Genomic DNA, 11,960 nt, shown 5'->3' on the forward strand with positions numbered 1-11,960 from the left:
TAGTGGGGGCATGCTCTCAACCACCTACGACATGCTTAAAAGAAGAAATTCAGGTGTTGATGTAAGACTCTTTGGTCAAGAAATTCTAGAATCTTCACATGCTATTTGTGCTGCGGACATGCTTATCAAAGGTCAAGATATTAGAAATATACGTGGTGGAGACCCTGAAGCTAATACTTTAACGACAGATTGTTTTGAAAATCAAAAAATACGTCTAGTGATTATGAATCCCCCTTTTGGAACTCCTTGGGGAGGAAAGGATGCCCCTTCTGGACAAGAAAAGAAAGTCAGAGAAGAACATAAAAAGGGTTTCAATGGTAGGTTTGGGGCAGGCTTACCAGCAACTACAGATGCTCAACTTCTTTTTATGCAACATGCAGTAAATAAGCTCACACCCGATGGAAGGGCAGCAATAATTTCTAACGGATCGTCCTTGTTCTCTGGAGGAACTACAAGTGGAGAAAGTCAGACAAGAAGGTGGCTAATTGAAAATGATTATATTGAAGCAATTATCGGCTTACCAGGGCAATTGTTTTATAACACTGATATTGCAATATATGCTTTTATTATTTCCAAGAATAAAAGAAAAGATAGACAAGGTAAAATTCAGCTGATTAATGCTGTTGATATGTTTAAGCCATTAAGAAAGTCTTTGGGAAAAAAGCGAAGAGAAATTGACCTGGAGAGTAGAAAAAATATTGTGAAGTTATATTCTGCATTTGAGGAAAATGAGTACTCCAAAATATTCCCAAATGAAGAGTTTTTATATAAAGAATATGCTGTTTATGAACCATTACAAAGATCTGGAAGCTTATCCTTAGAAAACATAAAGAAGCTAGAAGATAGTGTATTATTTACTTCAAATTCTCATATTTTTAATCAAGCTGATTTTGAAGAGCTTCAAGAAATGAATCCAAGAAATCCTGAGGATGAAAAGAAGTATCAAAAGTATCTTAAAGGTAAAAAATACACTGATGACGTTATTGATACTTTGAAAGAAAATGCTTCAGATAAACATTATGATGATTTATCAGAATTTCAAGACTTATTGAAAAACATGTTGAAGGATGTAGATGGACATTCTGCAAGTAGATTAAATAATATTCTTTTCGAATTAACTGAGATTGATAAAAATGCGGTTATTCAAAAAAATAGAAAAGGTACTATAGAGCTAGATACAACGACAAGAGACACGGAGATTATTAAATTATCTCAAAATGTAGAAGAATACTTCAATAAAGAAGTTTTCCCTCATGTTCCAGATGCTATCTATTTCTATGACTATGACGAAAATAAGAAGAATAGTAAAGAAAAGTTAGGTGCAGAGATTCCGTTTACAAAATACTTTTATGAATATAAGGAATTGGAAGAATCTGAGAAATTACTTGAAGAATTTATTAGTATAGAAAAAGAGCTATCAAGCTCATTAATTGATCTCATGCATAGGAGGTCATCTGATGAGTAATTTGAAAGATAGTGGCATAAACTGGATAGGCACAATGCCAAATGATTGGAAAGTAAAAAAGATAAAATATATTGGGGAATTAAATGGAAGAATTGGTTGGCAAGGACTGACCTCCAATGAATATATAGATGAGGGACCATTTTTAATTACTGGAACTGATTTTAAAGACGGTAGAATCGATTGGGATACTTGTGTCCATATAGATCATAGTAGATGGGAAGAAGCAAAAAAGATCCAAATTAAGAATGGCGATTTGTTAATAACGAAAGATGGTACAGTAGGTAAGGTTGCGATTGTTGAAAACTTAGAAGGTTTAGCATCACTTAACAGTGGAGTTTTAAAAATCGACCTTAAAGAAGGATATTTAGCTAAATTTCTTTTTTATGTATTACAATCTGATGTTTTTTGGACTTGGTTTAACTATACGAGTTCTGGTAATAGCACTATTCTCCATTTATATGAAAAAGACTTTAATAACTTTACTTTCTCCATTCCTGATAAGGATGAGCAAGAGGTCATAATCAACTTTTTGGATTCTAATGTAGGAAGTATAAATCTTAAAATTTCAAAGATTGAAAAACAAATAAAAATACTAAAAGAGTATATTAAATCGTTAGTATCTGAAACTATTACAAAAGGATTAGAAAAAAATGTTGAATACAAGGATACGAGTATAGACTGGATTGGCAAAATCCCAGCTAATTGGTCTATAAAGAGATTAAAGCATTTATTTTATATTTATGCAGGAGGGGATATAGACTACTCTGATTATGCTGAAGCTGAAAATGAAATACAAAAATATCCCATTCTTTCAAATTCACTAGAGCATGATGGAGTCATAGGTTATACTAGTAAATTTCGTTTTGAAGGAGATACAATCACTGTAACGGGTAGAGGGCTAGTTGGGGTAGCGGTTCCTAGAAATTTTAAATTTTATCCAGTGGTAAGACTATTAGTTGGAGAACCTAAAGATAGAGATGACGTTAGGTATTTTTCGTATTGTATTAACTCTGCGAATGTAATTGGTGATCAAACCGCCATGGCACAGTTAACTCGTGAAAAACTAGGAGATATAAAGGTTCCATATCCACTAAAAAAAATTCAAATAGAGATAGCAAATTTCTTGGATACTGAAGTAAGTAAGATTAACCATGTGATTGAGACCAAAGAGCAACAAATAACAAAATTAATTGATTATAAAAATAGTTTAGTTTACGAATACGTAACAGGTAAGAAAAGAGTAGGAGGTTTTGGCAATGGCGATTAAAAGTGGACTACTTAGAGAAAAAGAAGATTTTCAAAAATTAATTCTCAAGTACCTCAATCAAAAAAATAATTACATTGTTAGACCAAGTACTGAATATCACCCTGGATATGCAATGGATATTGGTGTTCTTTTTTCTTTCTTCGAAGATACTCAAAAAGATGAATTAGAGCAACTCAAAAAGTTATATAAAGATAAAACTCAAGAAACGATAGTGAATTATCTAAATAATGAGATCAACAAATCTTATAGGGGGGTTCTAGATGTCCTGAAACATGGTATTGAGTTTGATTCAGGTGTAAAGCTTAACTTGATGTATAGAAAACCTGCTAATTCATTCAATAAGGAAGCGATTGAAAAATACCATAAGAATATTTTATCTGTTATGGAAGAAGTTAACCACAAAGCAAATGAAAGAATTGATTTAGTCATTTTTGTAAATGGAATTGCTGTTCTTACGATTGAACTAAAGTGCAATACAACAGGTCAAAATTATGAAGACGCTATAAGGCAATTTAAGTATGAGAGAGATCCGAAAACAAGACTATTTAAGTTTAAGTCAGGTGCGATTGTTAATTTTGCAATGGATTTGCACGAAGTTTATATGTGTACCAATTTAAAGGGAGGTTCTTCATATTTTCTACCATTCAATAAAGGTTCTGGTAAAGGTATAGATTCAGGTAAGGGTAACCCTCATAACGAAGAAGGTTTGGATGTTTCATATATGTGGGAAGATATCCTTAAAAAAGATACCATCCTATATCTTATCGATAAGATTATTTATATTAAAAAAGACAAAAATAAAGATGAAAATACAGGGAGAGTAAAGACTAGTGAAACTATTATTTTCCCACGATATCATCAATTTAATGCAGTTAGAAAGCTTGCTGCTGATATTGAAGTAAATGAAACTTCAAGAAACTACTTAATTGAACATTCGGCAGGTAGTGGGAAGACAAATACAATATCCTGGTTAGCTCATTGTTTAGCATCTCTTCATAATGAAAAGAATGAAGCGATATTTGATACGATTTGTATTATTACTGACAGAATTGTCGTTGATAGGCAACTTCAAGATGCTGTGCTTAGTCTTGAACATAAAGAAGGTTTAATAAAAGTAATGGATGAGAAGTGCTCTTCTGCAGATTTAGCAGATGCACTTAATGGGCACACGAAAATTATTGTTACCACTATTCAGAAGTTTATGTATATTAAGGAGCTTGTAGATAATCTAAGAGAAAAGAAATTTGCTTTAATTATCGATGAAGCACATTCTTCAACTTCGGGTAGTGCAATGGAATCTGTTTCATATAATTTATCTTCTTTTGCGATTGCTGCAGAAGAACAAGAACCTTATGAAGTAGACAATGCAGAAGAAAAATCATTACAAGACCAGATTGAAGAGGAAATCCAAAGAAGTGGTAAGCCAGATAATGTATCCATGATTGCTTTTACAGCAACTCCGAAATACACAACTTTACAACTATTTGGGACATTGAATGAAGAAGGTAAGAAAACAGCTTTTGACTTGTATTCTATGAAACAGGCAATTTAAGAAGGTTTTATCCTTGATGTATTAGATAATTACGTTACTTATAAAACTTACTTCCAAGTAAATAAAGCTGTTGATAATGATCCTGAGTTAGATTCGATTGCGGCTAAGAGAAAAATAGTAAAGTATATTGAGCTACACGATACTAATATTTCCCAAAAAGTAGAAATTATTGTTGAGCATTTTAGATACAACGTAATGCATGAGTTGAATGGCAAGGCTAAAGCAATGGTAGTTACTTCATCTAGACAAGCAGCTGTTAAGTATAAAAATGCTTTCGTAGATTACATCAACAAAAACAATTACAAAGGAATTCAGGCATTAGTTGCTTTTTCAGGTAAAGTGAAATTAGATGGAAAAGAATACACTGAATCTGTGATGAATAATATGTCTGAAGATAAACTAGTTAATGCTTTTGATAGCGAAATGTATCAAGTGCTATTAGTTGCGAACAAATATCAGACAGGATTTGACCAACCTAAATTATGTGCCATGTATGTAGATAAAAGACTAAAAGGGGTTAATGCTGTTCAGACTCTTTCTAGACTTAATAGAATCTATCCAGGCTATAACAAAAAAACTTTTGTTCTCGACTTTAGAAATGAGTATGAAGATATCCAAAAGGCTTTTGCTCCATATTATATAGAAACTATTTTGGGTGAAACAATTACGCCATCAGCAATACGTGAACTCGAAAAAAGAATTTCAGAATATCGTTTCTTAGATTATTATGATATAGATGAGTTTAACAATCTGCTGTATAAAGATAAGAGAAACTCAAAAGATAAAGAAAAAATGTGGGCACTTTTAGATAAGAGTTTACGTGTAATCAATCAGAATGAAGAACTAGTTAAGTTAGAAATCAGAAGTGAAATTAGAAAGTTTATTAGATTTTATGGTTTCCTTATTCAAGCAACTAGATTTCAAGATGTTGATTTGCACAAAAAATATAATTTCCTTTCTTATCTAATTAAAGAAATTGAGGTTGGCAAGATTGGAAATGACTTTGATATTGCAGATAAAATAACTGCTACAAACTTCAAGCAAGTTCAAACTGGTGAACACAGTAGTGGAATTGAATCGGATCCTCTAATCAATTCACCTAAGCCAAATGAAGTTAGATTTGAAGAGGCGGTAAAGGAGAAACTATCGAAAATTGTTGATGATATAAATCTCGCATACAACAAAGAATTCGATTTCGATGTAGTTACTAAATCTGCCCTTCAAGTAAGAGATCTCCTTCTAAAAGATAGCAAATTAATAGACAGTGCAAAAAATAACTCTATCAATGACTTTAGATTTGCATACTTTGATGCTGTAGAAGAAGCACTTGTAGAAGGATATGAACAAAACTCAGACTTTTTCTCAATTCTTTTAAATGATGGCGAGAGAAACAAACAGCTTATGGGAGTGTTCTTAGAAGATATTTATAATAGTTTGAAGACTGTGGTGTAATTAAATGTAGAAAGGGGCGAAGAATGAAGATAGGAATAAGTAAAATGGAGCTACTTGATGAGTTAGAAAAAGCTATAAGTATCAATGAGTTTTCTGTGTTTATTGGTGCAGGCTTATCCAAAGGTGCTGGATATTTTGATTGGAAAGGCCTGTTAAGAGCTCCTGCAATGAAACTCGATTTAGATGTTGACGAGGAGCATGACCTTGTTAGTCTTGCGCAATATTATTGTAACAAAGAAGGTAGGCCTGAGATAAACAAACTTATTAGAGATACTTTTCCGACTAGTCTTCCGTTAAATGAGAATTATAGACTATTGTCATATTTACCAATAGACACTTATTGGACAACAAACTACGATATATTAATTGAGAAATCATTGAGACAAAATTCAAGAGAACCTCTGGTTATTACAGAAGACAAAAACATGCATCTTCAAAGCAAAAAATACGATGCTGTTGTATATAAAATGCACGGCGATGTTGAAAATCCAAATGATGCTGTTTTAACCAGAGATGATTATGAGAGATATGGGATAACTGAAAGGGCCCTTTTTAAAGATGTGCTTGAAGGACATCTTATTACAAATACTTTTTTGTTTTTAGGCTTTAGCTTCACTGACCCCAATTTTAATTTTATCCTTGGAAAATTAAATGCATTAACTGATAGGAATACTAGAAAACATTATTGTGTAATAAAAAAAGTTTTAGCAGAAGATTTTACAAAGGAAGTTGATGGTAAAAAGGTATTTGATGAAGAAAAGTATAAATATAATCAGGTAAAGCAAAAGCTATTTATTGAAGATTTAAAATCTAGATATAAAATAGAGACATACTTAATTGAATCATATGATGAAATCACTGAGGTTTTAAGTGATTTATATAGTAGATATAAAAAGAAAACTGTTTTTATTTCTGGTAGTGCTGATGATTATGACCCTTTAGATGAACAAGATGCCCAAAGACTAATTAGTCGGCTTTCTTATCGAATGGCTGAGGAAGGATATCATATTGTAAGTGGATATGGGAAAGGTATTGGGTCTTATATTATTGATGGAGTTACAGAATATTGCTATTCAAAACATAATAAAAAAATAAGTGATTATTTGACGTTAATGCCTTTTCCTCTTAATTCAGTTTCGAATAAAGATTTAAAAGATACTTGGAGTCAGTATCGAGATGAAATGATTCAATCTGCAGGTATTGCTTTATTTATGTTTGGAAACAAATTAAAAGACGGAAATCTGGAAACTGCAGATGGAATGATTGAAGAGTTTGAGATATCTAAAAAATATAAGTTAGACATTATTTCTCTAGAGTATACAGGTAACACATCGAAGCAAATTAGCGAATTAAATAGAGAGAAGTCAAACAACTTTAAGACATTTAAGGATGTTAATTCATCTGTTGAAGAAATTATTGAAAAATTAGCTGTTATGAGTAGGAGGAGGTAACAGATGGCTAGAAATGTATTTGTTTCCTTTAGATTTAGTGATGGAGAAAAATATAAAAATGAGTTATGTGAAAAATTTAAAAGCGAAGATGTAATAGATTATTCCGAAAATGAGGATAGATCCTCAATGTCAGATGAATCTATTCAAAAATATTTATATAATAAGCTAAAAAGAACGAGTATAACTATTATAATTTTGACTCCTGACGCAGTGAACCATAAAAAGAATTTCTTTTGTCAGTATGATGATTGGATGTACGATGAAATTAGATATTCACTAGAAGATAGAAGTGAAAACAGAACGAATGGGTTGATTGCTCTATACACATCTGAAGCGGAGAGTTTACTTTACACGAACTCAACACACACCTGTGACAAATGTAAAGTAGAAAAATGTGTTAAGAGCATAAATGATTTTGATAATCTTGTAAGAAAAAATATGATGAATGTGAAGAGCTATTATAAAGAAAATGCATGTGAGGGACTTTATGATAGCTTAAAAGATAGCTACTGTTCGCTAGTTTCTTTCGACTCATTCCTAAATAACATGGATTTTTATTTAGACAAAACAATAGAAAAACGAGAACGAAAAGATGAATTCAATCTTTGTAAGAGAATGTAGAAGCTATGCAAGAACTGAGTAGAATATCTTTATATAGATGGACTTCAATCTTCCTGCAAGATAATACCGAATTATTAGCACAAATATTAGTGGATAACTCTGTTGTTGAAGATATAATTCATCTGTTGAATTTTAATATTATTGTTTTAGAGGAAGTTGAGCATCTGTTTTTTACAGATACTAAGGAAAAGTTGAATGTTAATGATAGTGGAGAAAAGCTAATTGGTTTGATAAATCAAAATATAAATAACTTACGTGATAACAAGTATTTTGAAAGTGAAGAGTTTAATAAGCTTCTTGAAAAAATTGCTGTTCAAAAAATCTATTATGCTTTTAACTCCTTAATAAATTTTCTGAATGAAAAAAGTAATAAAATAATATTTGATTTAGGAATTAAGATAAATTCTGAAGGTCTTGATGTAGATAGAAAACAAGTTTTTTTATCCCATGCTTTTGAGGACAAGTTATATACATATGCCCTTTTTCTTTATATGTATGATAAAGATATCAATCTTTATGTTGATTGGTTGTACAATGAAGAAATGAAAGATGGGATCTTACTAAAACGACATCTTAAAAATGAGTTAAATAAATCAAGCCAATTATTATATCTTAGAACTATCAATAGTGAGTTAAGAATTAGAGGAAGTGGAAGTATTATGCCATGGTGTTCTTGGGAATTAGGTAGCTATTATTCAATTTATGATATAAATAAGAAAAATAAGTTCTATATTGAATTGTATGATAGGCCGGATTATAAAGGTGTGGATAATTTACAGCTGGATGGAATTAAACCATTGAAGTCCATCGCTGGCGGAACTCTATTGTAAGAGGAAAAAATTGCAAACTAGAACTGGGAAAGACACTACAGAAACAGGGTCTCTCTGATATTAAAATGATACTATTCTCTTTAAAACTGGGAGTAATGAGGAAGAAAATCAACACTTTAGTCACATAAGTGACTTGCGAAAGCTCTATAAATAGTCACTTCAACATATATTTCAAGGAATGGGAATAACAGAAGCAAATATGTTCCTGCTATAAAAGGCTTAAAAATACAGGAGTTGAGTGGTTTTGATGTAGTAAAATTCTCTAAATGATACTGTTTTGATACTAAAAGTAAGAAAAAGCAGGTCTGAAAAGGAGTTGTTGAATTTAGGTAAATATTTTAGAAAGCCTTCCATCATTTTGGTGGGAGGCTTTTGTTGAAAATTATAAATGGTAAATTGGCTTTTGTTTAGAATAGTTACATGTATGCATAAATGAAATATTTTTGTTATTGTGGACTTATATACAAGATATGTATTATATTTGTTATGATGTACTATTACGAAATTTACGGATAATGTATAATAAATGGGAAGGTGAGATTCTATGACTATAATTTTTTCTGAAAACCCCGAAAATGATCTTTGGAGAGAATTATTACAATTTACATATGAGGCTAATATAAAACGATATTTAGCAAAAAAGGGGCATGAGGTAGACGAAGATACTATAAATTGCATCGCAGGTTCGTTTTTACAAGCAAATGAATACTATAAGGCTGCTAAAGAAGATAATCTTCAAATTTCACCATTACTATTATATTATGGCTCAACAAATCTTCTTTATGGAATGGTTAACCTTTTAAGTGGCAGTATCAATAAGATTAGTAACCATGGAATGAAGATTTTCATTCCTGATCAAATGAATTTCATTGCAGACACGAAAATCAGATTTCTTAGTCCAATAGATGGTGGAGTTCATGTAGTTGCAAGAGCGATAGGTGTTAATTCTGACTTAACAGGATTTGGTGATTGGAGTTTGAGAGAGTTTTTAGATTCGATTGCAGAAATACAATCTGACTTTACACAATGCTATGATGTACAAACTGGCTGTACTATTATGCTTGATATTTTTAATACTCCAGATGGAAAGGCTGAAAAAATATATTTTTCGGAAGAAAACAAGGATCATTTGATTGAACTATTGAAAAAAGTTGAAGGGTTTGAAAAATCATATTTGCGCTTTACTTCTGCTACAGACCTCAAAACGGGCAAAGAATATTTTGTCCTTCGCCATAAATTGACAGGTGAGGATATCAGTAAACAATCCTATTCTGGACAACCATATTTACAGGCAGGGCATATAAAAAATAGCAAATTGATAACTATCCCAACATTACTTAATATATACATCAGTTTATTTGTATTATCTTCACTATGCCGTTATTTCCCGGAACGTTGGAGTCCTTTTGTGCTTAAGGATATAACTGGTGAAAAACTTTTAATTGAAAAATTTATGTTCTATGCAAGAAGGCTCGTTCCTAATTATGTACTTAATAATCTTTTAGAAAATACTATACAGTATAGTTCGAGTAGATATACAGCAACTGATACTGTTAAATTAGTAGGTGAACATCAGGTGCAAGAGATGATTGAAAGAAAAGTGCAGAATGAATTGGAGAAACAACACATTGACTTTAAAGAGAAAAGATAAAATTTCTTTCTATATAATAATTTAGGAGATAAAATGATGTCAACAAATTTTAGAACTGAAGTATTTAAGTTATGTAAAAAGCTTCAAAAGGATGAAGCTTCGCAAAAAATAAGAAAAATGATTTATGACATGTCAGTTGTTATAGAATCAAATGAAATTGGTGAAAAGTTTACAGATTCCCGTAATGATTTTGCTTATATGGCAAAACATAGTAATACTGAATTTCATGGTTTTATATTTCTTGATGAAAACATTGAAAAAATAGATATCCCCAATTTTTTCAATGTAGAGCATTTGTCATCAGCAGAAAGAATATTGATTGAGCAAGGACATAAAACGCTTACTCGATTTATTGATTTATGTTTGTCTGAAATTGCTTCTGAATCAAATGAAGTAGCAGATTCAATGAATCCGTATTTTCTATATAAAGAAGTCAGTGTTTCAGAAAATGTAAGCACACTACTTTCAGATGAGGAGTTAATTCCTGCAATATCAGCGTTCAAGAATGGTAGAGTCTATAAAGTTCTTATGGATGCTAATTTTATAAAAATGTTCAAAAAAATTGATATTGATGCCATGCGTGGGTTAGTTAGTATATTAGAAAAAGAAATTAATCAAAGCCTTGGAGAAGAAATTTCTAAGGATATAAAAGATTTTTCGATGAAGTTGCACACAAAACTGGATGATATTACTGATGTGATGTTTGCGTTTTCGGTATTGATGTTAGCATTGAAGAATTCGTTAAAGATTTTTTGCCGTCTGCTATATAGGGCAATTTGCGGGATTGATTTGTTTGTTTTGAATAATGATAATATAATTAGTATCGAAAAAGATGTTTCAACAATTGTGAGCAAATTTTATAAGATTTTTGCTCAAGATATAACTATTGATTTCTCAGGAAGCGATATGGGTAGTATTCTTCTAATAGATTGTGATTTGCCTCATGGTATTCACATACATGAATTTGGAATGCTGATAGCTCAAACGTTAAATTTTGCAGGAGAATTTGGGGAATCAGCAAAATATTCGGTTGTTACTGTTGATGAGGAACTAATTCATATACATCATCTTGTTGATGAGGTATTGAAAGCTGGATTGCCTATTATAAATACAAATTGAAAAATGGATATAAGATATTCTAACTTAAATCTATTCAAATCTTTAGCTTATCTTAAAGCATCAAATAACACAAAAGCACATGGCTTGAAGAGTAAAATCTTTCAGCTATGTGCTTTTTTTGTGCTTATTTTATATAAGTAATTAAATTTAATTCCGGTACTGGGACTGGGACGGGACTAAAAATTTGGAAACGTCCTAGAATTAGGTGGATTTATTGGTATTAGAAAAAATAGAATCTAGTATTTTGAATGGTTTGGGATATATCGGACGTTTGGAAAAGAAGAATGGGAGTAAATTTGTGGTAAAAATGGCGAACTAGACTCGTTTCAAAAATTCCTCGTTGCGGCGTACTAAAGTACGCCTCACTGCGGGTTTTTTTGTACTTCGTCTATTTCATCCATTTTTCCTCACAAATTAATCTGAAAAATTAAAAGCTTTGTAAAATCAACGGTTACAGAAGATTAAAAACTGTAACTGGGACTAAAATGGGAACATTTGTTAAAAAGAATAAATTGAATAATAGTTCCAAGTGGTTTACATTTGGACAAAAAA

9 protein-coding genes are annotated in these 11,960 nt (G+C 31.2%); all 9 read left to right on the forward strand.

All coding sequences use genetic code 11. From position 1 onward, the window contains the following. The first annotated feature begins 10 nt into the window (after positions 1-10). The 9 genes from HMPREF0077_RS05320 (at position 11) to HMPREF0077_RS05355 (ending at position 11,408) form a co-directional block, all read left to right on the forward strand. The gene (locus HMPREF0077_RS05320; protein WP_081445723.1) at positions 11-1,465 is read left to right on the forward strand and encodes an HsdM family class I SAM-dependent methyltransferase; all 1,455 of its coding nucleotides are present in this window, start codon (positions 11-13) and stop codon (positions 1,463-1,465) included. Continuing rightward, positions 1,458-2,732, forward strand: coding sequence for a restriction endonuclease subunit S (locus HMPREF0077_RS10365; protein WP_004836948.1), 1,275 nt, complete (start codon positions 1,458-1,460; stop codon positions 2,730-2,732). The genes HMPREF0077_RS05320 and HMPREF0077_RS10365 overlap by 8 nt, the downstream gene beginning before the upstream one ends. Then, positions 2,722-4,284 (forward strand): DEAD/DEAH box helicase family protein, encoded by a 1,563-nt coding sequence (locus tag HMPREF0077_RS10950; protein WP_004836949.1) that lies wholly within the window; start codon positions 2,722-2,724, stop codon positions 4,282-4,284. Before HMPREF0077_RS10365 ends, HMPREF0077_RS10950 begins: the two co-directional genes overlap by 11 nt. A 195-nt stretch (positions 4,285-4,479) precedes the next feature. Beyond that, entirely contained in the window at positions 4,480-5,736 is a 1,257-nt protein-coding gene (locus HMPREF0077_RS10955; RefSeq protein ID WP_004836950.1) for a type I restriction enzyme subunit R domain-containing protein, read from the forward strand. A 23-nt stretch (positions 5,737-5,759) separates the two neighbouring features. Next, positions 5,760-7,187, forward strand: a complete 1,428-nt coding sequence (locus HMPREF0077_RS05335; RefSeq protein ID WP_004836951.1) for an SIR2 family protein — start codon at positions 5,760-5,762, stop codon at positions 7,185-7,187. Positions 7,188-7,190: 3 nt separating this feature from the next. Beyond that, entirely contained in the window at positions 7,191-7,808 is a 618-nt protein-coding gene (locus tag HMPREF0077_RS05340; protein ID WP_004836952.1) for a TIR domain-containing protein, read from the forward strand. A gap of 5 nt (positions 7,809-7,813) precedes the next feature. Further along, positions 7,814-8,638 (forward strand): hypothetical protein, encoded by an 825-nt coding sequence (locus HMPREF0077_RS05345; protein ID WP_004836953.1) that lies wholly within the window; start codon positions 7,814-7,816, stop codon positions 8,636-8,638. Between the two features lie 544 nt (positions 8,639-9,182). Continuing rightward, on the forward strand, positions 9,183-10,289 hold the full coding sequence (locus tag HMPREF0077_RS05350; protein ID WP_004836954.1) for a YaaC family protein: 1,107 nt from the start codon (positions 9,183-9,185) through the stop codon (positions 10,287-10,289). Between the two features lie 33 nt (positions 10,290-10,322). Further along, entirely contained in the window at positions 10,323-11,408 is a 1,086-nt protein-coding gene (locus HMPREF0077_RS05355) for a hypothetical protein (RefSeq protein WP_004836955.1), read from the forward strand. The last annotated feature ends 552 nt before the right edge of the window (positions 11,409-11,960 follow it).

Source organism: Anaerococcus tetradius ATCC 35098 (assembly GCF_000159095.1).
GTDB classification, from domain to species: domain Bacteria; phylum Bacillota; class Clostridia; order Tissierellales; family Peptoniphilaceae; genus Anaerococcus; species Anaerococcus tetradius.

Excerpts from the sequence above, each read along its gene's own strand:
- HMPREF0077_RS05340 (WP_004836952.1), top strand. The coding sequence starts at position 7,191 with ATGGCTAGAAATGTATTTGTTTCCTTTAGATTTAGTGATGGAGAAAAA.
- HMPREF0077_RS05320 (WP_081445723.1), top strand. The coding sequence starts at position 11 with ATGCTCTCAACCACCTACGACATGCTTAAAAGAAGAAATTCAGGTGTT.
- HMPREF0077_RS05350 (WP_004836954.1), top strand. The coding sequence starts at position 9,183 with ATGACTATAATTTTTTCTGAAAACCCCGAAAATGATCTTTGGAGAGAA.
- HMPREF0077_RS10365 (WP_004836948.1), top strand. The coding sequence starts at position 1,458 with ATGAGTAATTTGAAAGATAGTGGCATAAACTGGATAGGCACAATGCCA.
- HMPREF0077_RS10955 (WP_004836950.1), top strand. The coding sequence starts at position 4,480 with ATGCATGAGTTGAATGGCAAGGCTAAAGCAATGGTAGTTACTTCATCT.
- HMPREF0077_RS05335 (WP_004836951.1), top strand. The coding sequence starts at position 5,760 with ATGAAGATAGGAATAAGTAAAATGGAGCTACTTGATGAGTTAGAAAAA.
- HMPREF0077_RS10950 (WP_004836949.1), top strand. The coding sequence starts at position 2,722 with ATGGCGATTAAAAGTGGACTACTTAGAGAAAAAGAAGATTTTCAAAAA.
- HMPREF0077_RS05345 (WP_004836953.1), top strand. The coding sequence starts at position 7,814 with ATGCAAGAACTGAGTAGAATATCTTTATATAGATGGACTTCAATCTTC.
- HMPREF0077_RS05355 (WP_004836955.1), top strand. The coding sequence starts at position 10,323 with ATGATGTCAACAAATTTTAGAACTGAAGTATTTAAGTTATGTAAAAAG.